Origin of the sequence: Halorubrum rarum (assembly GCF_048380895.1) — an archaeon.
In the GTDB taxonomy this organism is placed as follows: Archaea; Halobacteriota; Halobacteria; order Halobacteriales; family Haloferacaceae; genus Halorubrum.
This window is the reverse complement of record NZ_JBLWMN010000019.1, coordinates 24,442-48,828: the sequence shown is the minus strand read 5'-3', so window position 1 is coordinate 48,828 and position 24,387 is coordinate 24,442. Positions and strand designations below refer to the sequence as shown.

The 24,387-nt window shown below is 67.0% G+C and carries 23 protein-coding genes, 1 tRNA gene and 1 pseudogene; 17 read left to right on the top strand and 8 right to left on the bottom strand.

All coding sequences use genetic code 11. The annotated features are described in order from the left end of the window. The 4 genes and pseudogenes from arsA (at position 1) to ACNSN7_RS13280 (ending at position 3,224) form a co-directional block, all read left to right on the top strand. Positions 1–1,945: pseudogene (arsA, locus tag ACNSN7_RS13295) on the top strand (arsenical pump-driving ATPase). Next, positions 1,942–2,358, top strand: a complete 417-nt coding sequence (gene hcsL / locus ACNSN7_RS13290; protein WP_418282784.1) for a halo-CC-star protein HcsL — start codon at positions 1,942–1,944, stop codon at positions 2,356–2,358. Before arsA ends, hcsL begins: the two are co-directional and overlap by 4 nt. Then, positions 2,349–2,567 (top strand): halo-CC-star protein HcsS, encoded by a 219-nt coding sequence (gene hcsS, locus ACNSN7_RS13285; RefSeq protein WP_418282783.1) that lies wholly within the window; start codon positions 2,349–2,351, stop codon positions 2,565–2,567. Before hcsL ends, hcsS begins: the two co-directional genes overlap by 10 nt. A 186-nt stretch (positions 2,568–2,753) precedes the next feature. Continuing rightward, the gene (locus ACNSN7_RS13280) at positions 2,754–3,224 is read left to right on the top strand and encodes a Rieske (2Fe-2S) protein (RefSeq protein WP_418282782.1); all 471 of its coding nucleotides are present in this window, start codon (positions 2,754–2,756) and stop codon (positions 3,222–3,224) included. A gap of 24 nt (positions 3,225–3,248) precedes the next feature. Here the strand turns inward: ACNSN7_RS13280 and ACNSN7_RS13275 are convergent, their stop codons facing one another. Further along, entirely contained in the window at positions 3,249–3,692 is a 444-nt protein-coding gene (locus tag ACNSN7_RS13275; protein ID WP_418282781.1) for a DUF5788 family protein, read from the bottom strand. Positions 3,693–3,809: 117 nt separating this feature from the next. Here ACNSN7_RS13275 and ACNSN7_RS13270 point away from each other — a divergent pair, with 117 nt between their 5' ends. Next, on the top strand, positions 3,810–4,610 hold the full coding sequence (locus ACNSN7_RS13270) for a YkgJ family cysteine cluster protein (RefSeq protein WP_418282780.1): 801 nt from the start codon (positions 3,810–3,812) through the stop codon (positions 4,608–4,610). A gap of 85 nt (positions 4,611–4,695) precedes the next feature. Continuing rightward, positions 4,696–5,106, top strand: a complete 411-nt coding sequence (locus tag ACNSN7_RS13265; protein WP_418282779.1) for a TRAM domain-containing protein — start codon at positions 4,696–4,698, stop codon at positions 5,104–5,106. Positions 5,107–5,195: 89 nt separating this feature from the next. Here the strand turns inward: ACNSN7_RS13265 and ACNSN7_RS13260 are convergent, their stop codons facing one another. Next, complete coding sequence (locus ACNSN7_RS13260; RefSeq protein ID WP_418282778.1) at positions 5,196–5,909, bottom strand: class I SAM-dependent methyltransferase; 714 nt, start codon at positions 5,907–5,909, stop codon at positions 5,196–5,198. 212 nt (positions 5,910–6,121) lie between these two features. Between ACNSN7_RS13260 and ACNSN7_RS13255 the strand changes: the two genes are divergently transcribed. Together ACNSN7_RS13255 and ACNSN7_RS13250 are read left to right on the top strand one after the other, a co-directional pair. Then, positions 6,122–6,394: a MarR family transcriptional regulator gene (locus ACNSN7_RS13255; RefSeq protein WP_418282777.1), complete on the top strand. Its 273-nt coding sequence runs from the start codon at positions 6,122–6,124 to the stop codon at positions 6,392–6,394. A gap of 106 nt (positions 6,395–6,500) precedes the next feature. After that, positions 6,501–7,451 carry a glycosyltransferase family 2 protein gene (locus ACNSN7_RS13250; protein ID WP_418282776.1) on the top strand — a complete coding sequence of 317 codons (951 nt, stop codon included), beginning with the start codon at positions 6,501–6,503 and terminating at the stop codon, positions 7,449–7,451. 154 nt (positions 7,452–7,605) lie between these two features. Here the strand turns inward: ACNSN7_RS13250 and ACNSN7_RS13245 are convergent, their stop codons facing one another. Further along, the gene (locus tag ACNSN7_RS13245; protein WP_418282775.1) at positions 7,606–9,816 is read right to left on the bottom strand and encodes an alpha-amylase family glycosyl hydrolase; all 2,211 of its coding nucleotides are present in this window, start codon (positions 9,814–9,816) and stop codon (positions 7,606–7,608) included. 104 nt (positions 9,817–9,920) lie between these two features. On the opposite strand from ACNSN7_RS13245, the gene ACNSN7_RS13240 reads away from it, so the two are divergent. The 7 genes from ACNSN7_RS13240 to ACNSN7_RS13210 all read left to right on the top strand — a co-directional run bounded on the left by ACNSN7_RS13240 (position 9,921) and on the right by ACNSN7_RS13210 (position 16,825). Then, positions 9,921–12,014, top strand: a complete 2,094-nt coding sequence (locus ACNSN7_RS13240) for a DUF7997 domain-containing protein (RefSeq protein WP_418282774.1) — start codon at positions 9,921–9,923, stop codon at positions 12,012–12,014. Between the two features lie 81 nt (positions 12,015–12,095). Next, positions 12,096–12,272, top strand: coding sequence for a protein translocase SEC61 complex subunit gamma (locus ACNSN7_RS13235; RefSeq protein ID WP_418282773.1), 177 nt, complete (start codon positions 12,096–12,098; stop codon positions 12,270–12,272). Further along, complete coding sequence (locus tag ACNSN7_RS13230) at positions 12,272–12,724, top strand: transcription elongation factor Spt5 (RefSeq protein WP_418282772.1); 453 nt, start codon at positions 12,272–12,274, stop codon at positions 12,722–12,724. Before ACNSN7_RS13235 ends, ACNSN7_RS13230 begins: the two co-directional genes overlap by 1 nt. A gap of 133 nt (positions 12,725–12,857) precedes the next feature. Then, positions 12,858–13,961, top strand: a complete 1,104-nt coding sequence (locus ACNSN7_RS13225) for a branched-chain amino acid ABC transporter permease (RefSeq protein ID WP_418282771.1) — start codon at positions 12,858–12,860, stop codon at positions 13,959–13,961. Beyond that, positions 13,958–15,289: a branched-chain amino acid ABC transporter permease gene (locus ACNSN7_RS13220; RefSeq protein WP_418282770.1), complete on the top strand. Its 1,332-nt coding sequence runs from the start codon at positions 13,958–13,960 to the stop codon at positions 15,287–15,289. Before ACNSN7_RS13225 ends, ACNSN7_RS13220 begins: the two co-directional genes overlap by 4 nt. Then, the gene (locus ACNSN7_RS13215) at positions 15,282–16,121 is read left to right on the top strand and encodes an ABC transporter ATP-binding protein (RefSeq protein ID WP_418282769.1); all 840 of its coding nucleotides are present in this window, start codon (positions 15,282–15,284) and stop codon (positions 16,119–16,121) included. Before ACNSN7_RS13220 ends, ACNSN7_RS13215 begins: the two co-directional genes overlap by 8 nt. Continuing rightward, on the top strand, positions 16,121–16,825 hold the full coding sequence (locus ACNSN7_RS13210; protein WP_418282768.1) for an ABC transporter ATP-binding protein: 705 nt from the start codon (positions 16,121–16,123) through the stop codon (positions 16,823–16,825). The genes ACNSN7_RS13215 and ACNSN7_RS13210 overlap by 1 nt, the downstream gene beginning before the upstream one ends. 107 nt (positions 16,826–16,932) lie before the next feature. Here ACNSN7_RS13210 and ACNSN7_RS13205 read toward each other — a convergent pair whose 3' ends face one another. Continuing rightward, positions 16,933–18,162: an ABC transporter substrate-binding protein gene (locus ACNSN7_RS13205; protein WP_418282767.1), complete on the bottom strand. Its 1,230-nt coding sequence runs from the start codon at positions 18,160–18,162 to the stop codon at positions 16,933–16,935. Between the two features lie 110 nt (positions 18,163–18,272). Between ACNSN7_RS13205 and ACNSN7_RS13200 the strand changes: the two genes are divergently transcribed. Further along, positions 18,273–19,409, top strand: coding sequence for an aldo/keto reductase (locus ACNSN7_RS13200; RefSeq protein ID WP_418282766.1), 1,137 nt, complete (start codon positions 18,273–18,275; stop codon positions 19,407–19,409). Positions 19,410–19,498: 89 nt separating this feature from the next. Here ACNSN7_RS13200 and ACNSN7_RS13195 read toward each other — a convergent pair whose 3' ends face one another. Continuing rightward, positions 19,499–19,669, bottom strand: a complete 171-nt coding sequence (locus ACNSN7_RS13195) for an HVO_0758 family zinc finger protein (protein ID WP_418282765.1) — start codon at positions 19,667–19,669, stop codon at positions 19,499–19,501. Between the two features lie 103 nt (positions 19,670–19,772). On the opposite strand from ACNSN7_RS13195, the gene ACNSN7_RS13190 reads away from it, so the two are divergent. Next, positions 19,773–22,697, top strand: a complete 2,925-nt coding sequence (locus ACNSN7_RS13190) for a DEAD/DEAH box helicase (RefSeq protein WP_418282764.1) — start codon at positions 19,773–19,775, stop codon at positions 22,695–22,697. 283 nt (positions 22,698–22,980) lie between these two features. Here the strand turns inward: ACNSN7_RS13190 and ACNSN7_RS13185 are convergent, their stop codons facing one another. From ACNSN7_RS13185 to ACNSN7_RS13175, 3 genes are all read right to left on the bottom strand, one after another. Next, positions 22,981–23,175, bottom strand: coding sequence for a DUF7563 family protein (locus ACNSN7_RS13185; protein WP_418282763.1), 195 nt, complete (start codon positions 23,173–23,175; stop codon positions 22,981–22,983). Positions 23,176–23,252: 77 nt separating this feature from the next. Then, positions 23,253–23,323, bottom strand: a tRNA-Pro gene (locus tag ACNSN7_RS13180). 55 nt (positions 23,324–23,378) lie between these two features. Continuing rightward, on the bottom strand, positions 23,379–24,377 hold the full coding sequence (locus ACNSN7_RS13175; protein WP_418282762.1) for an RNA-guided pseudouridylation complex pseudouridine synthase subunit Cbf5: 999 nt from the start codon (positions 24,375–24,377) through the stop codon (positions 23,379–23,381). Between the last annotated feature and the right edge of the window lie 10 nt (positions 24,378–24,387).

Sequence of the window (24,387 nt, the reverse complement as noted above, 5' to 3'; positions counted from 1 at the left end):
ATGTCACGGGTGGAGCAGTCGCCGTCGACGAGCGCGCGCGGGATCGTTGAGCCGAGCGGCGACGAGACGGAGTTCGTCTTCTTCAGCGGGAAGGGCGGCGTCGGCAAGAGCACGGTGAGCTGTGCGACCGCGACATGGCTCGCCGACAGCGACTACGAAACGCTGCTCGTGACCACCGACCCCGCGCCGAACCTCTCCGATATCTTCGGGCAGTCGATCGGCCACGAGGTCACCGCGATCGACGGGATCGAGAACCTCTCCGCGATCGAGATAGACCCGGACACCGCCGCGGAGGAGTACCGGCAGGAGACGATCGAGCCGATGCGCGAGCTGCTCGGAGACGAGGAGATCAAGACCGTCGAGGAGCAGCTTAACAGCCCGTGCGTCGAGGAGATCGCTGCGTTCGACAACTTCGTCGAGTTCATGGACAGCCCCGAGTACGACGTCGTCGTCTTCGACACTGCGCCGACGGGCCACACCATCCGACTGATGGAGCTCCCCTCCGACTGGAACGCCGAACTCGAGAAGGGCGGCTCGACCTGTATCGGGCCCGCAGCGTCGATGGAGGACAAAAAGCGGGACTACGAGCGCGCGATCGACACGCTTCAGGACGGTGAGCGCACCTCGTTCGCGTTCGTCGGCAAGCCCGAGGACTCCTCGATCGACGAGATCGAGCCGATGCGCGAGCGATCTCGCTGAGCTCGGGATCGAATCGAAGCTGTTGATCCTCAACGGCTACCTCCCCGAGTCGGTGTGTGAGGATCCCTTCTTCGAGGGGAAACGCGCGGACGAGCAGGCCGTCATCGAGCGCGCCCGCGAGGAGTTCGACGCCGACGCGATGGCGACGTACCCGCTCCAGCCCGGTGAGATCGCCGGGCTCGATCTGCTCGCGGACGTGGGCGGCGTCCTCTACGACGGCGAGGCGGCGACCGTCGACGTCGGAACGGCGACCGACGTGGACGCCGACGGCGCGGTCGACATCGACGCGATGGTCGACGTCGACGCGGTCGTCGATCAGCTGACGCCGGGCGAAGAGACCCGCTATCTCTTCTTCACCGGCAAGGGCGGCGTCGGAAAGAGCACGGTCGCCGCGACGTCGGCTGCGAAGCTCGCGGAGGCCGGCTATGAAACGCTCGTGGTCACGACCGACCCGGCCGCGCACCTGGAGGACATCTTCGGCGAGCCCGTGGGACACGAGCCGACCTCGGTCGGGCAGGACAACCTCGACGCGGCGCGGATCGACCAGGAAACGGCGCTCGCCGAGTATCGCGAGCAGGTCCTCGACCACGTCACGGAGATGTACGAGAACAAGGCGAACACGGGGATCGACGTCGACGCCGCGATCGCGAACGTCGAAGAGGAGTTGGAGTCGCCCTGTGCCGAGGAGATGGCCGCTCTCGAGAAGTTCGTGAGCTACTTCGACGAGGACGGCTACGACGTCGTCGTCTTCGACACGGCCCCCACGGGACACACGCTCCGCCTGCTCGAACTGCCCTCCGACTGGAAGGGGTTCATGGACCTCGGATCGCTGACGAAGGGTGCCGCGCCCGCGAAGGGCGACCAGTACGACGCGGTCATCGAGACGATGAAAGATCCCGAGCGGAGCACCTTCGCGTTCGTGATGTACCCCGAGTACACGCCCATGATGGAGGCGTATCGGGCCGCCGCCGACCTCGAAGATCAGGTCGGCATCGAGACCTCGTTGGTCGTCGCCAACTACCTCCTCCCCGAGGAGTACGGCGACAACGCCTTCTTCGCGAACCGGCGCGCCCAGCAGGCGCAGTACCTCGACGAGATCCGCGACCGGTTCGACGCGCCGCTGATGTTAGCGCCGCTCCGGCAGGACGAACCGATCGGGCTCAGCGAGCTCAGCGCCTTCGGTGAGGAGATCACCGGGCTGGCGGACATTGCCGAGGCGGACGCACCGGAGGTGACACCCTCGTGAGCGACGCGGAGGATGTGGACGACGCGGCAGAGGACAGGGTGGGCGTCCCAGATGAGAACGATGTGGAGGCGAACGTTGAGGCGGCGCTCCGCGAGTTCCTCGACGCTCTCGGCGGATCGGAGACGTACCAACAGTTCGTCGCGGCCGACGAGGCGGTACAGGACGATGACGACGCGATGGCGCTGCTCCGCGAGTACCAGCGAAAGCAACAGCAGATGCAGCGCGGTGGCTTCGACGAGTCGGTGATGGCGGAGCTGAAGCAACTGCAGACGGAGCTGTCGGACACAGAGACGGTCCAACGGCAGCAGGCCGCCCAGAGCGAACTGATCGCGCTCCTCCAGCGGACGAACGACGTCATCAGCGACGAGATCGGCGAGGAGTTCGCGCGGTCCACCGGGGGTGGGTGCTGTTGAGCGCCTCCGATCGAGACGCCGTCGAAGACGGAGTCACCGACGACGAGGTCGTCGCGGCCGCCGAAGCGCTCGGCGAGGCGCTCGCGGCGGCAAATGAATCGTCCTCGGAGTTCGCGTTCACCACCATGGTGATGCAGTGCAACGAAGCGATCGGCGACGAGACCGGGATCGATTACGGCGGCGTGTGCGGTGCCGACGGCTGCTGTTGAGAGGGTTTGGTTCCGTAGGAAACTCGATCGAGGTCGATGTCGCTCCCGAAGCGGGTCCGGCGAGCCGCGAGGCGGTTCGGACGGTCAGGAGCCAGTGCAACAGTAGCCCGTCGACAGCCGGAGCGATTCGGGCATCGAGAGCGTGCTATCGACCGATTGAAACCGACTGGCGGGCAACGTCCGCGTATGGATGCGGACCGACGGATCGTCGCGGTCGAGGAGGTTCCCGAGGACGGTACGTTGCTCGTGACGATCCGGCCGCTCGATCCGGACGCGATCAACGACGGCGAGGGCGACGTGGGCGAGGACGAGGACGGCACCCCGGAGGCGGAGGCGATGTTGATCCGTCTCGCCGATGGCGTCTCCGCCTTCCGCAACTACTGTCGACACTGGATGGACGTCCGACTGGACAAAGGGGAGGGAGCGTTCGTTCGCGACGGCGAGATATTCTGTCAGAAACACGGCGCGACGTTCGAGGCCGACTCGGGCTACTGTACCTTCGGCCCGTGTGAGGGGTCCGTGCTCGAACGAGTCGACGTCGCGGTCGACGACGGCGCGGTGTACCTCGTCGACGACGCGTACGCGTTCGTCCGCGTCGGCCCCGCGACCCGAAACGAGTCCGCAGGGGACTCGCGGATCGACTTCACCGGAAACTAGCGACGGGCGGTCGTGAAGACGCGCTCAAAAACGCGTTCGCGACCCGCTCCCCGACTCCTCCCGGCCGAGCGCTTTCTTCAAGAACGTCATCCAGCGCTTCCGATCGGCCGCCTCCTGACGACTCGCCTCCGCGTCCGGGCCCGGTGCCTGTAACCCCTCGAGCGCCTCCAGTGCGCGATCGATCCCGATGACCGACGCCGCGAGCGCCTCGCCGCGTTCGTAGCTCACGTCGCCGCCCTCGATGCGCTCCACGCGCTCGATCCGCTCGCGACGGAGGTTCCGTTTGGCCCGCTCGACGCGGTCGCGCTCGCCCGCCGGGATCGAGTCTCGACGCTCGATCTCGAAGACGAACGACTGCAGCGCAACCGGCTCGCCCTGGATCTCGACTTCGTCAGGGATGTCGACGCCGATCGTGGACGCCTCCCGGTTGATCCGTTCGAGCAGGCCTTTCCGCTCGTACTCCTTCACACCGGAGCGGTACGGTCCACGGACACTTCGCTCCTTCGTCCGCTTGCCCGCGGTCGTGTCGGTCGAATCGCGCCGAAAAGGAACGACGTTAACCGGCGGCCGACCCTCGAAGAGGACATGGAAACGCTCGAAGCGGAACTCGATCGTGCTCGCGAGCTCGCGGTCGCGGACCTCGCCGACGCGATCGAGGCGATCGGCTTCGAGTGTACACGCTGCGGGGCGTGTTGTACGGGCTACGAGATCGGCGAGGGGACCGGATCCGATGACGGCGACGAAGCCGGCGAGCGGAGAAGCGACGGCGGCGATAACGGCGGCGACGAAGCCGGCAAGCGGAGAAACGACGGCGACCCCGAACGGGAACCACACACCGCGACCGTCTTCCCGGACGAGGTTCGGGACCTCACCGCGGCCGCAAGCGAGACGTTCGACGAGCCGTACGACTGGCGCGACGTCGCTCGACCGATGCCCTACGGCCTCCACGAGGGGAGGGACGGCGACCCGGCAGGAGAGACGTTCGAGTGGGCGATCGCGACCGACGACTGCGGGGACTGTACGTTCTACGAGGAGACGGACGGCCGAGGTGCCTGTTCGGTTCACGACGACCGACCGCTCGTCTGTCGGACCTACCCGTTCAGCGTCGCGCTCGGCGGGACGAGCCAGCCGATGGGCGAGGCGGTCGACGGGGCGGGGATGGTTCGCGCACACGAGTGTGAGGGGCTCGGACTGGACATCGACCGAGCCGACGCCGAGGAGCTCGCCGCGGCGCTGAAAGAGCGTGCAATCCGAGAGCTCGAGGAGGCGATCGGGGTCCGAAACTCGTACGACCCGAACGCGTCAGATCGGACCGAGGGCGACGTCGTCGTCTTCGACTCGGAAGGACCGAAGCGGGGGGACGGAACGCCGATCGACGAGGAGTGATCGACGAGCCGGACGCGACGGCGGTCGCGTGGCGTCAGCGGTACAACTATTATCGATCACTCTGTACGTGACGGCGGAGTCTACTATGGAAATCTCCGAGAAACTCCTTTGTCTGTTCAGTGCCGATGTCCGCGAGGACGACGACGACTACGTCGTCGAGATACCGCGCCGCGAGATCGAAACCGGTGCTATTGACCCCGGGGAGACGTATCGTGTCGCTCTCATCTCCCGATCCGACGGTGAGGCGTCGTCGGACCGTGACGCCGAGAGCTCCCCCTCACGGTCGAGCGACGGTCCACAGCCCCCTGTCGAACCCGGCGAGATGCGCTACGTCGAGATCGAAGACCTCGGGAAGCAGGGCGACGGGATCGCTCGCGTCGAGCGGGGCTACGTCATCATCGTTCCCGGAGCCGAGGTCGGCGAACGAGTGAAGATCGAGGTGACGGAAGTGAAGTCCAACTTCGCCGTCGGTGAGATCGTAGAAGAGGAGATCTGAGGGTCGAACCCGATCAGCCGTCGACACGACCGGTCGATCGAACGTTCGGTCTGCCGATCGTTACCCCGGCGTGTGCGCCGGGGAGAACGTTATTCGGAGACGCGTGCGTTCCAGTAGGAGACGGACGCGACGTAGTCTCCGGGAACCGTACGTCCGAAGAGTTGGTCGAGCGTGCGGAACGGCGTCGCGATCGCGCCGGGGAGCTCTCGGTAGAAACCGTACGGTAACACGAAGTCGTGCTCCTCGCCGGCGAGCGTGAGATCGGCCGCACGCAGCATCTCAATGACCTGGCGTTCGGAGTACAGCCGGGAGCCCATCGGCAGCAGCCACGTGTACAGCAGCCGGAGACTTCGACGGTTGAACGTGTCGAAGAACACCTGGTCGTTGCTGACGCGGCGGAGCTCTTTCATGAACGGGATCGGATCGTCCATGAGATGGAAAAAGCGCATCGCGACGACCGAATCGAAGTGGTCGTCGGGGAACGGGAGCCGCGAGGCGTCGCCGCGCATGAACGCCACGGTGTCGGATAACCCTGCTTCCTTCGCCTTCTCTCGACCCTGTTCGAGCATCTCGCGGGAGATGTCGAGGCCGACGATGTCGGCACCCTGATCCGCGAGCATCGTCGTGAATCGGCCGGTACCGCAGGCGACCTCCAGTACTCTGTGACCCTCCTCGATCGGTCCGAGCGCGGAGAGCACCGCCTCCTTCTCGCGGTTATCGATGAGCATCCCACCGCCCGAGAACCGGACGTCGTCGTACTCTTCCGCGACCTCGTCGGCCTGATACCAGTCCTGTCCCTTCACGTTGTTCCGTCATCCATTCCGGACGACCAAAACCGTACTGGATATGAACGGGGCGAACGACGGACGCCAACCACGCCGGCAACACGCGTTCAGCAGCATGAATGATCAGTATAGTTTTCAATCGACACATGATATTATTACCTTATATTATCCCAATCGGATTCCCCCATATGTAGCCAACCTTTACCACTCGGAAGAGGGTTTTCCGGAATATGAGTACCAGTCCCGTGGAAGCCCCTGACCAGGAACGTCTATCAGAGACCGAGTACCGCGACCGCCTGCGTGAGTTGCCGCCAAGCGCCAAGCTCGTCGCCAAGGTACTGGAGGGTGACGCCCCGCTCTCGCAGGGCGGGCTCGCCGACGAGTCGCTGCTTCCCGACCGGACCGTCCGGTACGCGCTCAACCGCCTGGAGGAGCAGGAGCTCGTCGACTCCAGATACAGCTTCAAGGACGCGCGCAAGCAAGTGTACTACCTCACCGTCTAGCGACGGCGATCCGTCGTTCTCGGCCGGTCACAGCGTTCGAGCCGCCAGCGACGCGTCGCGGGCGCTGACGGAGCCCTTTTTACATCTTCGGGACGACAACGCCCGTATGGACCTCTCGGTCGTCGTCCCGACACTCAACGGTCGGGACCGGTTAGCCGCCTGCCTCGACGCGCTGGCGGCTCACGCGCCCGCCGCGGAACTGGTCGTCGTGAACGGCCCGTCCGCGGACGGCACCACCGGGATGGTGCGGGACCGAGACGACGTCGACGTGCTCGTGGAAACTTCCGATCGGACCGTCAACGTCGCCCGAAACGCCGGAATAGAGGTCGCCACCGGCGACGCGATCGCGATCGTCGACTACGACAACCGGATCGGCGAGTCGTGGCTCGCTGCCGCGGTGAACGGACTGGATCACGGCGACGTCGTCACCGGACCGGTTCGTGCGGAGAGCGCGGACGGCGAGTCCGAAGCGGCGGATGCTCACGACGAGCGCACGGAGGACGCCCCCGAACACCGAACGATCGCCGGACGCGACGTGACGTACTTTGCGGGCGGTAACGTCGTCTTCCGACGCGAGACGCTCCGCGATCTGGACGGGTTCGACGAGTACCTCCACACGGGCGGCGCGCGCGACGTCGCCCATCGGCTCGCGGGGACCGGCCACGACGTGGTGTGGGAACCGGGGCTCCACGTCAGCAAGGAGCGACCGACCCGGACGGCGGCTGACGGCGGCCGCGAGTCCCGCGATTGGGGCTGGAAGTATCGCGCGCTGACGTATCGACTGTTGAAGAACTACGGGATCCACCCGACCGTGTTCGGACGAACCGCCACTCACGCCGCGACCGACGCCGCCGCGGTCGCACGCGACGTCGTTCGCGGGGAGGCGACCCCGTCGGGATGGGTCGGTCACGGCCGCGACGTCGTGTACGGTATTGCCACCGGTAGTTCCAACGGTATGATCGCCCGCGCGAAGGATCGCTCGCCGGCGCGAAACCCGAACGGGATCTCGAAGCGTGCGGACCGCGCCGTCGCGAAGTACGACCAGCGAAACGAGTAGACTGCACGGCGACGCATGCCGGTCGACGACTGCACACCGGTCGACGACTGCACTCCGGTCGACGACTGCACTCCGGTCGACGACTGCACTCCGGTCGTTCCGACCGACCCTCCGAAAGCGCGGTCCGAAGCGCACCGCGGCTACGTGGCTTGGTTCACCGGAGGACGGCCACGTCAGCGACGGCGAGTTCGCTGTCGTCGACCGGAGAGCCGGTGAACAGGTCGCGATCGAAGCCGTCCGGAACGCGAACCGTCGCGGGCGTCTCCGCGAAGTTGACGACGATCAGGAGCCGATCGGCGTCGTCCCCGAGTTCGGCTCCGAGACCGGGCGTCCGAACGTACGCGGTCACCGACGTTTCGGCTCCATCGACGACGACGTCGTCCGCCGGACCGTCGAACGCGACCCCGCCCTCGCGGAGGAGCGGTTCCGCGTCCCGGAGCGCCGACAGCGAGCGGTAGTAGTCGGTGAGCGCGGTGTCGCCGTCGTGCCAACGGAGCGGGCCGCGGGGCGTCTCGTTGCCGCGCTCCTGTCCCGCGTAGACCATCGGCGCGCCCGGGAGCGTGAACGTCACCGCGGCCGCGGCGCGTTGGGCCGCCTCCCCGTACCTCGCGAGGTACCGGTCCTCGTCGTGGTTCTCGACGTACCGCATCTGGACGCTCGGATCCTCGAAGCCGAGCCACGACGCGTGGTCGACCGCGTCGGCGATCGCATCGGCGGGCTCGTCGCCCGCCCCGATGTCGAGGAGCGTCCCGTACAGCGAGGAGTCGTAGTGGAGGTGAAACTCCCCTTCGCCGTAAAAGGGGTCGTGCGGGATCGTCTCGTCGAGCAGCAGGAAGTCGTCGGGGACGCGGTCGGCGACCTCCTTCCAGAACCCGTGGGAGATCCCCCACGCGACGTCGGCGCGGAACCCGTCGACCACGGCGGCCCACTCGTCGACCACGTCGAGGAGCCACGCGCGGACCGTCGGCGAGTCGAGGTTCAGGTTGGGGATCCGTCCCCAGTTGAAGTAGTGCTCGGGCATGTCGCCGGGGTCGAGCTCGGCCCAGTCCGTGTCGGTGACGTCGAACGCGCCGTCCGTCCGGCGGTAGTGGTCGCGGTACGCGTCGACGCCCGCCGCGTGCATCTGGAACGCCGGATGGTCCCGGGACGTGTGGTTGATCACGAGATCGAAGACCACGCGGATCCCGGCGTCGTGACAGCAGTCGACCAGCGATTCGAACGCCTCGCGGGAGCCGAGGTCGGCGGCGACCTCGGCGTAGTCGGTGACGTGATAGCCGTGTTCGGTCGGCGAGGCCAGCACGGGGGTGAGCCAGAGCACGTCGACGCCGAGGCTCTCGACGTACGGGATCCGTCGCTCGATCTCCCGAAACGTCGTCGGGAGCGTGTCGCCCGCGAACGACCGGACGAACACCTCGTATATCGTCGGTGCGGCCGCCCAGTCGGGTCGCGCGTGCGGGTCGGTGACCGTGATCGACGGCTCGCCGCGGGCGACCCCGTCCGTCGTCCCGTTCTCACGCTCGATCCGGATCGCGTCCATCGCGCCGTATCGTTCGGCGACCGGAACCGCGTGGATCCGGACGTCGTCGGGAAGGACCGCGCTCGGAACCGTGAGCGTGTGGCCGTCGGCGTACTCCTCGATCGCGTCGACCGTCTCCGGGTCGGCGTCTCGGTCGTCGACGAGGAACTCGACGGCGACGTCGTCCGGGTCGAGTCCGGATCCGGGCGGGACGCCGACGTTGACCGCGAGGCGGAGTGCCGCTCCCTCGAGACCCCACGACAGCGACGCCGTCGGGCGTCCGGGGCCGGGGACCTCGTGGACGGACCGGTAGTGGTCGTTCATCTCGCCGTCGACGACGACACCGAACGCGTGACGACCGGGCGGAACTCGGGTCCGGTGGACCCACTCGTCGCCCTCGCGGTCGAAGCGATCGCGACCGATCAGATTGTCGTCGTGGGGCCACAGCAGGTCGACGCGAGGGGTCCGATCCTCGGCCGGCATCGAGGGATCGGCCGGCATCGAGGGATCGGCCGACAGCGAGGGATCGGCCGGCATCGGGAGGTCGTCCGCCGAGACGCGGATCTCGGTCGGCAGTCGCTCGTCGGGGAAGACGCGGACGCGCTGGCGGTGTGTCCCGTCCGGCGCGTGGAGGGCGAGGACGTACGTACCGGGAACGTCGGGATCGAGGTGAACGACGGGGTCGTCGGAGCGAGTCGTCTCGCCGGCTCGGAGAAGGGAATCCGCGTCGTTACCGGCCGGACTGTCCCGGACCTCCCACGCGTACTCGCCCGCCGGGTCGGGGTTCCGCGGGGCCAACTCGATCGGTTCGCCGACGCTCGTCGTCCGCGGCGGCCCGGGTTCGTGCATACGCACATCCGAACCCGGGTCCGCTTGAGCGTTTTCCTCGCTATATATGAATGAATGATAATTACACCAAAAATTGATACAGCGCGAGAGCGACCGTCCGACTAATGCAACTCCGCGACGCGATCGACGACCACAAACGCTACAGCGGTCACGAAACCCGATTTCCCGGGGAGCGACGGACCGTGGACGGCCGGTTTACGGGTGCCGACGGCCGGCTCGTCCACGTCGACGGCGGCGGTCGCCTCCGCGACTTCGGCTACCCCCTCACGGGCCGGTCGGGACTCACGCGTGCCCGGTTCGGGCTGGCGGTCGACGGCGACGTGACGTGGCTTGACGGGGTCGAGACCCGACAGCGATACGTCGGGGAGACGACGCTGGTGGAGACGGTCCACGAGACGGGAGTCGCGACGGTGCAACGACACGATCTGACGGTCGGGAACGCACACGTCACGCACGCGACGGTCGAGCCGAACGGCGACGACGGCACCGACGTGGGGGACCTTTCGATGATCGTGTACGCGGTGTTCTCGCCCGACGGACGCGAGAACCGCGTCGGACAGCTCCGCTACGACGACGCAGTCGAGGTGTACCACGTCGACGAGCACGACTTCCTCGCGAGCGCGACCGGCTTCTCCGCGCTCGGCGGCCAGCTCCCGATGACGGTCCCCGAACTGCTCGATCCGGAGCCGCTCGACCTCCCACGAGATCGCACCGGCCAGCGCTACGGGGGGGAACGGCTCTCCGGGGAGGTCATCGCCGAGATCCCCTTCGAGGAGGGCTCGGCGATCGTGGGGTCGCTGCTGACCGACCGGTCCGAGACGACCCGCGAGGAGGCGCGTGCGCGCCTCGACGAGCTGTTCGCGGAGCTCGACGACCGCGACGCGCTGGTCGACGCCGCGAGTGACTCGCTGCCGACGCTGCCCGAGTCGGTCCCCGAGTGCGAGACCCTCACCGCGGATCTGCGCGTGCTCTCGCTGCTGTCCGCCGACACCGGCCTCCGGATCGCCGGCCCCGACTTCGATCCGCACTACCAGCACTCGGGCGGCTACGGCTACACGTGGTTCCGCGACGACGCGGAGATCTCGACGTTCCTGCTCGACGCGGACGAGCGGCTCGGCGTCGGCCTCGACGACTGGCACGCCCGATCGGCGCGGATGTACGTCGAGACACAGCGACCGGACGGATCGTGGCCACACCGCGTCTGGCCGCGGAACGGCGCGCTCGCGCCCGGCTGGGCGAACGCACGCATCGAGGACGGCCCGGACGTCGACTACCAAGCCGACCAGACCGGCAGCGTCATCTCGTTCCTCTCGCGGGCGCGCGGGGCCGGCGTCGACGTCGACGACCTCGACGAGACGCTCGTTCGAGCGCTGGCGGGACTCGACGAGACGCTCGCGGAGGACGGTCGACCGATCGTCTGTCAGAACGCGTGGGAGGACATGGCCGGTCGGTTCACCCACACGACGGCGACGTTCATCGAGGCGTACAGCGACCTCGCGCGACACGGGAGCGGGCTGGACGCGGAGGGTGTGTCCCCCGACGGGAGCGACATCGACGAGCCGGCTACCCACGCCGCGATCCGCGCCCGAGAGGTGTACGACGCGCTGGACGACCTGTGGGTGGGCGATCGCGGCTGTTACGCGCTTCGCGAGACGGCCGAGGGGCACCTCGACGACCGCCTCGACTCCGCGACGTTGTCGCTTCCGGCGGCCCACCGCTCGTTCGACGCGCTGGCGCGTGCGGCGGGTGAGGAGGGCGTCGACGGCGATCGGCTCGACCGGCTGGTTTCGCACGTGGAGACGGTCGTCGACGGGCTCGCACACGAGAGCGACGAGATCGCCGGCCTGATCCGGTACGAGACCGACGGTTGGCGACAGGCCGGACAGGCCTCGGAGAAGGTGTGGACGGTGTCGACCGCGTGGGGCGCGAACGCCTGCGCGGAGCTCGCGGTCCTGCTCGCGGATCACGAGGACCCGCGCGCGGATCGGCTCGCGCGACGCGCTCGCGATCTGCTCGCGCACGTCTCGCCCGACGGTTCACTGTGTGAGTCGACGAGCTACCTCCCGGAGCAACTGTTCGACGACGGGACGCCCGACAGCGCGACGCCGCTCGGCTGGCCCCACGCGATCCGACTAGCTACGGTCGCGATACTCGACGACCGCGATTCCCTCGCGGCGGATCCCGTCGCTATCGACTGAGTCGCGCCACGAACCGCGCGGGTTCGGCGGCGGTTCCGCATCAAAAGGTAAAAACCGTCTCGTCTCGAAGCCGGTCGTAACATGGACGTTCCGTACGATCTCAACAGTTACATTCGGGTGCTGAAGCTGGCGAGCACGCCGAGCACCGACGAGTTCCTCCAGGTGTCGAAGATCGCCGGTGCCGGGATCCTCCTCGTCGGCTTCATCGGCTTCCTGATCTTCTCGATCATGAGCCTCCTGCCGGGGGTCGGCGCGTAATGCCGATCTTCTCGGTCAAAACCACCGCGAGCCAGGAGCGCACCGTCGCCGACATGCTCGCGGAAAAGGAGATGCCGGAGATCCACGCCGTCATCGCGCCCGACCAGCTCACGAGCTACGTGATGGTCGAGGCCTCCGACGGGAGCGTCTTCGCACGGATCCTCGACGAGATCCCGCACGCCCGCGGCGTCATTCAGGGTGCCGACGGCCCCGCGGAGAGCCCGTTCTCGGAGGTCGAGCACTTCCTCTCGCCGACCCCCGACGTCGAGGGGATCGCCGAGGGCGACATCGTCGAGCTCATCGCCGGCCCGTTCAAAGGCGAGAAGGCGCGCGTGCAGCGCATCGACGAGGGCAAAGACCAGGTGACCGTCGAGCTGTACGAGGCGACGGTCCCCATTCCGGTGACCGTCCGCGGCGACCAGATCCGCGTGCTCGACTCGGACGAACGGTAGTTCGACTCGATCTCGACGGGCACCTGTCTCGGAGCGGAGACGGCGCGATCCCCGGGAGCCGCGTACCGCCGCCGTCCGTGAGCGGGACGATACAGCGTGAACTATATCAGCCCCGAGCGGTATCGTGAGACGAATGAACGTATCACGGCTACGGGAACGGGTACTGAACCCGACCGCACAGGAGCTGTTCGGCTTCCTCCTCCTGGCGGGGATCGCACTTTTGGGGGTCGATCTTCTCCGACGGGTGACGACGGGCGATCTTCCGGCATCCCAGTTCGGGTCGCTGTTGTGGAACGGAATCGTCGATTCGCTGTACATCGGGCTCGCCGCGATCGGGCTCTCGATGACCTACAGCATTCTGCGATTCGCCAACTTCGCGCACGGGGAACTGCTGACGGTCGGCGCGTTCAGCGGCTGGACCGTCGCGTACCTGATCGGTGGCATCGGCGCTGCGGAGTTCGGCAGCCGACTGCTTCTCGACGCCGACGGCGGCGCACAGGCCGGCGCGCTGGGAATGGACGTGGTCGCGTCGCCGCTGGCTATCGTCATCGGCGTGATCGCGGCCGCGGTACTTACGGTTCTCGTTGCGCTCGCCATCGACCGAGCGGTGTTCAAGAAGCTCCGTGACGCCGGCGGGATCACGCTGCTGATCGCGAGCGTCGGCATCGCGCTGGCGCTCCGATACGTCATCGCGATCGTGTACACGCAGGACTCCAGAGGCGTCGTCGCGTCTGCCCCGTTCTGGGAGCCGGCATGGCTCCCGATCGAACGCGTCAATCTCCACGAGCTCACCCTCGTCGCGAGCGCGCTCGTGTTGATCGTCGCCGTCCACCTCCTCTTGCAGTACACCAAGCTCGGAAAGTCGATGCGAGCGATGTCGGACAACCGCGATCTGGCGATGGTGACCGGTATCTCCACGGAGCGAGTGATCACGGCGACGTGGGCGATCGGGGCCGGATTGGCCGGTGTCGCCGGCTATCTCATCGTGCTCGACCAATCGCAGATCACGATCAACCTCGGCTGGTTCCTCCTGCTTTTGGTGTTCGCTGCGGTGATCCTCGGAGGTATCGGCTCGATCTACGGCGCGCTGGCGGGCTCGCTGATCGTCGGGATCACGATCAACGTCTCGCTGATCTGGATCCCCTCTGACCTCAACGAGGTGGCGGCGTTCACGTTGATGATACTGGTGTTGATCTTCAAGCCGGACGGCCTGTTCGGAGGTGTTGAGACGGCATGAGCGACGCGAGCGATGCCGAGGAGGCCGGCGTTCGCGATCGGCTGTGGGACGGTCTCGACGGCTTCATCGACACCGAGTCGTTCGGCTGGAAGCGAGATCTCCTCCTCATCGCCGCAACGGTGCTGGTCACATACGTCGCGTTCGGCGTGCTCGGACTCCTCACCGGCGTCTCCGTCAACGAGACCGCCGGATTCCTCCAGACGGTGACGTTCTTCGCGGCGGTGTTCGCGCTGTTGACGCTCGCGTTGAACCTCCACTGGGGATACACCGGGCTGTTCAACATCGGCGTCGCCGGATTCATGGCCGTCGGCGTGTACACGATGGCCGTCCTCACCGCGGACCCGAGCGGCACGCCGGCCGGCTTCGGTCTCCCGATCCCGATCGGCGTGATCGGCGGGACGATCGCGGCGGGGCTCGTCGGCGCGGTCATCGCGCTGCCCGCGTTGCGAGTCCGTGCGGACTATTTCGCGATCATCACGCTCGGTTTCTCGGAGATCGTCCGGCTGTCGATCACCTCGGGAAGCCTCCGACAGATCGAGGTCGGCGAGCGGATCTACGGCACCGGCGGCGGCAGCGGGATCCGGTACACCCCCGTCGACACCGTCATCCCGTGGCTGCTCGAGTTCTCCGCCGTCGAGGTGATCGGTGACGTCCTCTACGGGATCGGCGGCGTCGTCGGCGTCTCCGAATCGATCGTCAACCGACTGTTGTACGCGCTCGTTATCATCGGGTTCGTGGTCCTCTTTTATCTCCTGTTGTACCGGATCGCCCGGTCGCCGTTCGGGCGAATATTAAAATCGATCCGCGAAGACGAGATCGTCGCCCGGTCGCTCGGGAAGAACACCCAACTGGCGAAGGTGAAGGTGTTCACCCTCGGCTGTGCGCTGATGGGGCTCGCGGGGATCCTCTGGATCGGCAGCCGGTCGTTCGCCACCCCCGAGAGCTTCATGCCCATCGTCACGTTCTACATCTTCGTCGCGCTCATCGTCGGCGGTGCCGGCTCGAACACCGGGAGCGTCCTCGGCGGGTTCGTCTTCGCCGCGTTCCTCTGGGAAGGACCCCGGTTCGTCCGGACGATACTCAGGACGAACCTCGACGTCCGGTCGCCACAGACGATCTACGACGCGTTCGTCGAGCTCGCCGCGCTCGATCCGATGCCGCTCGTGGGGTATTTCGTCGGCAGCCTCGACGAGATACGGTGGATCATGATCGGTGTCGTGTTGGTGCTCGTCATGATCTATCGGCCGGAGGGGCTGCTCGGCGATCGCAAGGAGATCGCGGCCGCGACGGACCTCTCGCGGCGCGACGGAGGTGGTTCCGATGAGTAGCTCCGAGGACGCCGCGTCGACCGAGGACACGACCGCGACTGGTGGGACCGCCACGGGCTCGAGCGATCCGGTCCTTCGCGTGGAGAACCTCGAGAAGCGGTTCGGCGGTATCGTCGCGGTCGACGGCGCGAGCTTCGAGGTCGAGCGCGGGTCCATAACCGGCCTCATCGGCCCGAACGGGGCAGGGAAGTCGACGACGTTCAACTGCATCACTGGCGTTCATCGACCGGACGGGGGATCGGTCGTCTTCGACGGCGACGAGATCACCGGAAGGAGTCCGGAACGGATCGCGAACCGCGGGCTCGTACGAACGTTTCAGATCGCCCGTGAGCTCCCGGAGATGACCGTGCTGGAGAACGTGATGCTCGGCCCGAAAGGACAGATCGGCGAGTCGATCTGGCGGTCCGTCGCGCCGATCGCACGCGGCGAGGTGATCGAACAGGAGGAGGAGCTCCGCGAACGGGCATGGGAGACCCTGGAGTTCTTCGAGATCGATCATCTCGCCGAGGAGTACGCGGGCACGCTGTCGGGCGGACAACGGAAGCTGCTCGAGCTCGCCCGCGCGCTGTCGACGGAGCCGGAGATGCTCCTGCTCGACGAACCGATGGCGGGCGTGAACCCCTCGCTCGAGCGGAAGCTGCTCGAGCGGATCCACGACCTCCGCGAGGAGGGGTACAGCTTCCTGCTCGTCGAACACGACATGGACGTGATCATGAAACACTGCGAACACGTGGTAGTGATGCATCAAGGCGAGGTGCTCGCGGAGGGCGAGCCCGAGACGATCAGATCGAACGAGCAGGTCATCGAGGCGTATCTCGGGGGTGACATCTGATGGCACTGCTCGACGTCGACGGACTCGATGCGGGATACGGTGACCTCCAGATACTCGAGGGCGTCGACATGACGGTCGACGAGGGGGAGTACGTAACCATCGTCGGCCCGAACGGGGCCGGGAAGTCGACGGTGATGAAGTCGATTTTCGGGTTGACGACGCATATGGGCGGGCGGATCGAGTTCGACGGCGAGGAGATCAACGGCATCCGGCCGGAGCAGATCATTCGGACCGGAATCGGCTACGTCCCACAGAGTGACAACGTGTTCCCGTCGCTGTCGGTGATGGAGAACCTCGAAATGGGCGCGTACATCCTCGACGAGGTGCCCGAGGAGCGCGTTCGGCGCGTGTTCGATCGGTTCCCGATCCTACGAGAGCGACGAGGTCAGAAGGCGGGGACGATGAGCGGCGGCCAACAACAGATGCTCGCGATGGGACGAGCGCTCATGCTCGATCCCGATATGTTGATGCTCGACGAGCCGAGCGCCGGGCTCGCGCCCGACCTGGTCGCCGAGATGTTCGACCGGATAGACGAGATCAACGAGGACGGCACGGCGGTCCTCATGGTCGAGCAGAACGCGAAGGAGGCGCTCAGGCGGTGTGACCGCGGCTACGTACTCGTCCAAGGGCAGAACCGGTACGAGGACGACGGCGACGCGCTGCTCGCCGACGAACAGGTCAGACGGGACTTCCTCGGCGGGTGACGGGGCCGCTTGTGAGGGGCGACACGCTTCGCGGGAGCGACACTCGCCCGTGACGGTCACGTCGTTTGGAAAAATCGAATCCGGTCGACCGGGAGCAGTCCGCCGTCCTACAGCTCGAACTGCCCGGTGACGGTGAACCCGTCCATGTCGAACTCGAAGACGTCGAACACGCCGGCGTCGAGGTCGCCGTTATCGTCGAACACGATCGCGCTGGACGCGCCCTGGTACTGGATCTCCTCGCCGTCGGCGGCCAAGTCGAGACCGTCCGCGAGCGTCGAGGGAGTCACGACCTCGCCGCCCGGGTTCGCGACCTCGCGAACCTGGTCGCTGACGGCGGGTCCCGCGAGTTCGTCCGCACGGAACTGCGCGAGCAGGTGGACCGCGGTCGCGTCGTACGCCTGCGCGGTAAACACGCCGGGATCTCGGCCGAACTCCGCGTCATACAGCTGATCGAACGTGTCGCGACCGGGACCGGCAGCCGCCGGCGCGGTACCGATCACGTTCGACATCGGGTTGTCGACGTCGCCCGGCAGCGAGTTGCTCTGCATCCCGTCGGCGACCATCACGACCGTGTCGTCGCCGTCGAAGTTCTCGTAGAAGTCGCGGAAGATCTGCTCGCCGCTGTCGGGGTAGCCGACGACGTACAGCAGGTCCGGGTCGTCCGCGAGTACGACCTCGAGTTGGGAGTCGTACGACGGCTGTTCGGCTTCGAACGCCGACTGTTCCTGAACCGCACCGCCGAGCCCCTCGAAGTTCTCGACGAACGCGTCGTTGAGCCCCTGCCCGTAGTCGTTGTTGAGGTAGAACGTCGAGGCCGTCTCCAGGCCGCGGTCCTCGTAGGCGAGCTCCGCGGCCGCGACCCCCTGGAGCGCGTCCGTCGGACAGGTCCGAAGCAGGTACCGGCCGTCCATGTCGGTGATGGCGGGCGAGGTGCTCGCCGGCGAGATACCGACGACTTCCTCCGGGAACAGGACGTCCTGTGCGACCGCGATGGTCACGCCCGAGGACGCCGCGCCCGTGATCGACGGATAACCGGCGTCGACGAGCGCCTGTGCCCGTTCGATGCCGACCTCCGGCTCCGTCTCCGTGTCCTCGCGTCTGATGTCGATCTCGTAGGGGACGTCCTCGTCTTCAAGCTGAATTCCGGGAAGCGCCCCGGCGTCCTGAATCGGCGAACCGAGATCGCCGAGATCACCCGTCGCCGGTTGCAACACGCCGACCATCGCATCGGCGTCGCCGCCGTCGTCCGCGCATCCCGCGAGACCGACGGCGACCCCTGTGGCTCCTGCGGCTCCGAGCCCTTTCAGAACGGATCGTCTGTTCGTTTTGTGAGACATACTCAAGCGATCGACGTTACTGTATATATATAACATCTTCGACGCTTCATCACGCGATCGGTGCCGATCCCACCGTTCTTTTACTGGTGAAGCCCTCGAGAACGGTATCGATGGCGACCCGCGAGGCCCTCTGGAACTACCGCAACGAGTTCGGCGACGCGTTCGGGCGGACGTATTTCCGCCGGTTCGGGCCCGGCGTGATATCCAGCGTCGGACTGGGAACGTACCTCGGCGCACCGACGAACGCCGTCGACGACGCTTACCGCGAGGCGATCGGTCTCGCGCTCCGCTCCGGCGTCAACGTCGTCGACACCGCCGTGAACTACCGATGTGGCCGGTCCGAGCGCGTCGTCGGCGAGGCAATTCGAGACTCGCCGATCGATCGCGACGCCGTGGTCGTCGCGACCAAGGGTGGATTCCTCCCGTTCGACGGCGACCGTCCCGACGATCCGGCATCATACGTCCGCGAGGCGTTCGTCGAGCCGGGGATCGTCGACGTCGACGACCTCGTCGGCGGGAGCCACTGTCTCGCCCCCGAGTACGTCGAGTGGTCGCTGGACCGCTCCCTCGACCGTCTCGGGCTCGATACGATCGACTGCTACTACCTCCACAACCCGGAGACCCAACGTGCCGTCCGCTCGCGTGAGGAGGTGTACGACGCGATCGAGGCGGCGTTCGAGCGATTGGAGCGCCGCCGGCTGGCGGGTGATATCGGCCGCTACGGCGTCGCGACGTGGGACGCGTTCAGGGTCCCCGAGGACGACGATCGATTCCTCTCGCTCCCGGAGATACTCGCGCGCGCTGAGGCGGCCGGACGGTCCGTCGGGCCGGCCGACGGTCACGGCTTCGAGGCGATCCAGCTCCCGTTCAACGTCGCCATGGCCGACGCGTTCACCCGAGCGAACCATCGACCGGCGTCGTCAACGCCGGACGCGAGGGACGGTAGCGTCGACGAAAGCACCCCCGTCTCGACGCTGGAGTTCGCACACGACGCCGGCCTATCGGTGTTCACGAGCGCGAGCATCGCACAGGGAGACCTCGCGGTGCCGGGCGCGATCCCGGACGGCGTCGACGCCGAGCTATCGGGCGGGACGCCGGCCCAGCGCGCGCTCAACTTCGCGCGGAGCGCACCGGGCGTCACCTGTTCGCTCGTCGGCGCGAGCGACGTCGCACACGTCCGCGAGAACGTCGCCGCCGGAACGTTCGATCCGCTCGGTGCCGGCGCGTTCGATGCCGTCTTCGAGTGACGACTGAGAGGAGAAGAGACGGACGGGAAGAAGAGACGGACGGGAAGAAGAGACGGACGGGAAGAAGAGACGGACGAGGAGAAGCGACGCTACCGGAGCTCCTTGAACTCCACACCACACTCCGGACAGCTGCGGACGGAGAACACCTCGTCGGGGTCGTTCCGCTTTTTCAACACCATCTCGCACGCCGCACAGTTGAGCCGCTCGTAGGTGTCCTTGAACAGGTCACCGTCGCGCAACGCCTTCCTCGTCGATTTCATACCCCCGAGTTGGTCGCGAGGTGGGATAAAAACCCCGACCCGTGAGTTCGGTGCGAACCCGTCGGCCGACGAGCTTAATCGGGTCACGACCGTACTCCGATCGATGCCGGACACCTCGGGAATGGACGCGTTCACGCACCTCGGAGCGACCGTGCGGGAGGCGCTCTCCGAACGGGGGTTCACGACGCCGACGGAGCCACAGCGGAAGGCGATCCCGCCGATCGCCGCCGGCCGGAACGCCCTCGTACTCGCGCCGACCGGAACCGGAAAGACCGAGACGGCGATGCTGCCCGTCCTCGATCGGCTCGTCGCGGCTCGGGACGCGCCCGGCGACGCTCCGCGCCCGGGGATCTCGGCGCTGTACGTGACGCCGCTCCGCGCGCTCAACCGCGACATGATGGACAGGCTGGCGTGGTGGGGCGACCGGCTCGACGTCGAGGTGGCGGTCCGCCACGGCGACACCACGCGGTACGAGCGGAGCACGCAGGCCGACGACCCGCCGGACGTGCTCATCACGACACCGGAGAGCCTGCAGGCGATCCTGACGGGCTCGAAGATGCGCGCGGCGCTCGCGGACGTCGAACACGTGGTCGTCGACGAGGTCCACGAGTTGGCCTCCGCGAAGCGAGGCGCACAGCTCACGATCGGGCTCGAACGCCTCCGTCGAGTCGCCGGCCCGTTCCAGCGGATCGGCCTCTCCGCGACGGTCGGCTCGCCCGAGGAGGTCGGGCGCTTTCTCGTCGGCTGCGGTCGACGCGATCCGGAGCGTGACGGCGACCGCGAGTTCGAGATCGTCGAGGTCGCCGCCGGAACCCGAACCGACGTGCGCGTCGTCGATCCGGAGATCACGGCCGCGGACTCGCGGCTCGCCGGCGAGCTCGCCGCCGACGAGACGGTCGCGAGCCACGTCCGGACGATCCGCGAGATCGTTCGTGAACACGAGTCGACATTGATCTTCGTCAACACGCGACAGACTGCCGAGGCCCTAGGGTCGCGGTTTAAGACGCTCGCCGACGGGACGCGGGAGTCAACTCACGAGGAGCGGGTGGCCCCCGTCGATATCGAGATCCACCACGGCTCCCTGTCGACGGACGTCCGCGTCGACGTCGAGGACCGATTCAAACGCGGTGCGATCGACGGGCTCGTCTGTACCTCCTCGATGGAGCTCGGCATCGACGTGGGCAGCGTCGATCACGTCGTCCAGTACGGGAGCCCGCGGGAGGTCGCCCGGCTCCTCCAGCGGGTTGGGCGTGCCGGCCATCGCCGTGATCTGGTCTCCGAGGGCACCGTCGTAACGCAGGGCGGCGACGATACGCTCGAAGCGATGGCGATCGCCCGGCGGGCGGAGGCGGGACTCGTCGAGCCGGCGCACATCCATCACGGGAGCCTCGACACGGTCGCGAACCAGGTCGTCGGGCTCGTCATGGACGAGGGGGACGTTCGCGCTCGAGAAGCGTACGAGACGGTCACGAATGCGTACCCGTTCCGCGACCTCTCGGAGCCGGCGTTCCAGGCGGTGGTCCGCGAGCTCGACGGCAACGGGCTGGTGTGGCTCGACGAGGAGTCGGACACTCTCTCGAAATCGGGCGGCACGTGGCAGTACTTCTACGCGAACCTCTCGATGATCCCCGACGAGTCCACGTACGAGGTGTACGACATGTCCTCGCGGCGCGGGATCGGCACGCTCGACGAGCGGTTCGTGGTGAATTTCGCCGGGCCGGGCGAGACGTTCGTCCAGCGCGGAGAGATGTGGCGTATCACCGACGTCGACGAGGAGGAGGAGCGCGTGAACGTGACGCCGATCGCGGACCCGACCGGCGAGATCCCTTCCTGGGTCGGTCAGGAGATTCCCGTCCCGAAACCCGTCGCCGAGGAAGTGGGGCGGATCCGTGGGGAGGCCGCCGAGGCGCTCGCCGCCGGCAGCACCCGCGAGGCGGTCGCCGCGAACCTGACGGAGCGATATCCCGTCGATCGGCGGACGATCGCGTCGGCGTTAGAACCCGTCGAGCAACACGTCGAGGCCGGACATCCGGTACCGACCGACGAGCGGATCGTGATCGAGGGACAGGCGCGGACGGTCGCGGTGAACGCAGCGTTCGGCCACGAGGTCAACGAGACGCTCGCCCGACTGCTCGCGGCGCTCGTCGGTCAGCGAACCGGCTCCTCGGTCGGGATGGAGGTCGACCCGTACCGGATCGGCTTCGAGGTACCCGCCGGCGTCGACCTCGGGACGTTCGTCGAGATTCTGGAGACGACCGACCCGGACCACCTCGAAGCGTATCTCGAACTGGCGCTGAAGAACTCCGACGTGCTGAAGTTCACGCTGGCGCAGGTCGCCGCGAAGTTCGGGACGATCAAGCGCTACCGGGAGGGACGCGGGCGGTTCGGCGGCGACCGCCTGTTGGCGGCGCTGGAGGGCACACCCGTCTTCGAGGAGGCGCTCCGGGAGGTGTTCCACGCCGACCTCGACGTCGCGGCGACCGCGACCGTCCTCGAACGGGTCCGGTCCGGCGACCTGTCGCTCGCGACCGCCCGTGAGCGGACGCCGCTCGGCACCGCGGGTCGATCGGCCGGGACGGAGTTCCTCGTCCCCGAGAACGCGGACGCGAGCGTGATCGAAACGGTCAGAGAACGGATCCGAAACGACCGAGTGATCCTCGCGTGTCTCCACTGTGACGACTGGAAGCGGACGACGAAGGTCCGTCGTGTCCGTGAGCACCCGGAGTGTCCCGTGTGCGGATCGACGCGGATCGCCTCGCTGAACCCGTGGGACGAGGAGACCGTCGCAGCCGTCCGTGCGACTGAGAAGGACGACGAGCAGGAAAGACTGACCGAGCGCGCCCACCGTGCGGCGAGTCTCGTCCAGACACACGGGAAGCAGGCCGTGATCGCGATGGCGGCCCGCGGCGTCGGCCCGCACAACGCCGCCCGGATCATCAACAGACTCCGGGAAGACGAGACGGAGTTCTACCGGGACGTGTTGCGACAGGAGCGTGAGTACGCGCGCACGCAGTCGTTCTGGGACTGAACGCGGTGGGACTGAACGCGATGGGAGTGAATACGATGGGACTGAATACGAGGAATCGGCTCCGTTGAACTGCCCAATATTTGACATATATGGTTCCGATCGCGGTCAGTACGGACACAGCGGCGATCGAGAGCGGGAGCAGGTGTACCAGATCGGTGGCGTGGTTGTTTATAAGTCGAATGTGAGTGTTGTCGGCGGGCATTTATAACTGATCGACGACTCTGCGATGACCGCCCGCAAAGCCCCAGCCGCGACGGCTCGCGCGCCTTGCTCTGCGCCTCGCTCAGTCGCTCCCGCCTCTCACTGCGGTGTCGCCGGCGGCGCTGCCGCGAGTGATCCGGCGGAAGCAGTCACAGGCGAAACAGCGGTGGACTTGGTCCTGGCCGTCACCGTAGACGGCGGCGAATCTATCGGAGACGTGACATCCGCAGTTGTCACAATTGCGTTGGTGGCCGGATCCGCTCTGGAGGCGGATCATGGCGACCCCCCGAATGCGGTTTTGGGGCGCGAGAGGGTGCTCTCGCTGCTATTTATCGGATTCGTTACAAAACTAGATGGGACCGCTGAGAGTCGAACTCAGGTCCTACGGACCCCATCCGCAGAGGATACCACTACCCCACGGTCCCGTACTGTACTCGGAACAATGAGAGTCCCGTAATTAAGGACTTCGTTTCGGCGTGGTCACAGCAGCACCCGTTCTAACGAGACGACGACGCCGGAATCGGCGTCGGGATCGCCGACGAGTCGACCGAGACAGACGGCGGACCCGTTCGGCGTGTGACAGACGACGAGCGGTCCGTCGGCTCCGTCGTCGCTCGCAGTCTCGTCGTCGTCGTCGTCAGCGACGTTCGCCGGTGCGGGGCCGTCGATCACGCCCGGTGCGTAGACGGGTGCGCCGGTCGCGACGTTGCGGGCGGCCGACGGCGCGATCGTGAGCGACGGGAGGTGGACGAGGGCGTCCTCGGCGGGCCTGACGACGTCGCGGAGGTACCCGTCGTCGCCCTCTTCCGCCCACGCGAGCGCGTCCGTGAGGTCGTGAAGCGTGTGGAGGTCGGTGTCGTCGAACGGGTCCGTCGCCGTCCGCCGGAGGTGGCCCATATGTGCGCCGACGCCCGCGGCGAGGCCGACGTCGTGACAGAGCTTTCGGACGTATGTCCCCGACTCACACCGGATCCGGAGCAGTCCCTTTCGACCCTCGATCTCCAGCAGGTCGAGCTCGTGGATCGTTCGCGTCCGCAGCCGGCGACTCACGGCGCTTTTCCGCGGCGGCTTCTGGTAGATCTCGTTCTCGAACTCGGCGACGACGTCCCGGAGGTCCGCGGGCGGTTCCGCGTGGAGTTCGAGCACGGAGACGTACTCTTTGGTTCCCTCGAGGAACACCTGTGCGGCGCGGGTCGCGGAGCCGGTGAGCGTCGGGAGACAGCCGGTCACCTTCGGGTCGAGCGTTCCCGCGTGGGCGACGCCGTCGATCCGGGAACCGTCCGGGTCGATCGTCGCCAACGTGTCGTTGATCGCGTCCCGGAGCCACGCGGAGAGCTGGTGGGAGGACGGACCGGCCGGCTTGTCGACGTTGACGACGCCGAACCGGAGCAGCTCGGGGAGCGACCGCTCGTCCGGTGGCGAACGAAGGGGGTCGTCGTCGGGATCCCGTGTGGACACGTCGTCTGGGTCGTCGGTCATTCGGATACAC

What these genes read in the sequence shown, in the direction of transcription:
- ACNSN7_RS13185 (WP_418282763.1), bottom strand. Translation starts at nt 23,175, where the DNA reads ATGATCCGCCTCCAGAGCGGATCCGGCCACCAACGCAATTGTGACAAC.
- ACNSN7_RS13190 (WP_418282764.1), top strand. Translation starts at nt 19,773, where the DNA reads ATGCCGGACACCTCGGGAATGGACGCGTTCACGCACCTCGGAGCGACC.
- ACNSN7_RS13215 (WP_418282769.1), top strand. Translation starts at nt 15,282, where the DNA reads ATGAGTAGCTCCGAGGACGCCGCGTCGACCGAGGACACGACCGCGACT.
- ACNSN7_RS13210 (WP_418282768.1), top strand. Translation starts at nt 16,121, where the DNA reads ATGGCACTGCTCGACGTCGACGGACTCGATGCGGGATACGGTGACCTC.
- ACNSN7_RS13200 (WP_418282766.1), top strand. Translation starts at nt 18,273, where the DNA reads ATGGCGACCCGCGAGGCCCTCTGGAACTACCGCAACGAGTTCGGCGAC.
- ACNSN7_RS13175 (WP_418282762.1), bottom strand. Translation starts at nt 24,377, where the DNA reads ATGACCGACGACCCAGACGACGTGTCCACACGGGATCCCGACGACGAC.
- ACNSN7_RS13240 (WP_418282774.1), top strand. Translation starts at nt 9,921, where the DNA reads ATGCAACTCCGCGACGCGATCGACGACCACAAACGCTACAGCGGTCAC.
- ACNSN7_RS13230 (WP_418282772.1), top strand. Translation starts at nt 12,272, where the DNA reads ATGCCGATCTTCTCGGTCAAAACCACCGCGAGCCAGGAGCGCACCGTC.
- ACNSN7_RS13195 (WP_418282765.1), bottom strand. Translation starts at nt 19,669, where the DNA reads ATGAAATCGACGAGGAAGGCGTTGCGCGACGGTGACCTGTTCAAGGAC.
- ACNSN7_RS13250 (WP_418282776.1), top strand. Translation starts at nt 6,501, where the DNA reads ATGGACCTCTCGGTCGTCGTCCCGACACTCAACGGTCGGGACCGGTTA.
- ACNSN7_RS13205 (WP_418282767.1), bottom strand. Translation starts at nt 18,162, where the DNA reads ATGTCTCACAAAACGAACAGACGATCCGTTCTGAAAGGGCTCGGAGCC.
- ACNSN7_RS13255 (WP_418282777.1), top strand. Translation starts at nt 6,122, where the DNA reads ATGAGTACCAGTCCCGTGGAAGCCCCTGACCAGGAACGTCTATCAGAG.
- ACNSN7_RS13225 (WP_418282771.1), top strand. Translation starts at nt 12,858, where the DNA reads ATGAACGTATCACGGCTACGGGAACGGGTACTGAACCCGACCGCACAG.
- ACNSN7_RS13245 (WP_418282775.1), bottom strand. Translation starts at nt 9,816, where the DNA reads ATGCACGAACCCGGGCCGCCGCGGACGACGAGCGTCGGCGAACCGATC.
- ACNSN7_RS13265 (WP_418282779.1), top strand. Translation starts at nt 4,696, where the DNA reads ATGGAAATCTCCGAGAAACTCCTTTGTCTGTTCAGTGCCGATGTCCGC.
- ACNSN7_RS13270 (WP_418282780.1), top strand. Translation starts at nt 3,810, where the DNA reads ATGGAAACGCTCGAAGCGGAACTCGATCGTGCTCGCGAGCTCGCGGTC.
- ACNSN7_RS13280 (WP_418282782.1), top strand. Translation starts at nt 2,754, where the DNA reads ATGGATGCGGACCGACGGATCGTCGCGGTCGAGGAGGTTCCCGAGGAC.
- ACNSN7_RS13235 (WP_418282773.1), top strand. Translation starts at nt 12,096, where the DNA reads ATGGACGTTCCGTACGATCTCAACAGTTACATTCGGGTGCTGAAGCTG.
- ACNSN7_RS13220 (WP_418282770.1), top strand. Translation starts at nt 13,958, where the DNA reads ATGAGCGACGCGAGCGATGCCGAGGAGGCCGGCGTTCGCGATCGGCTG.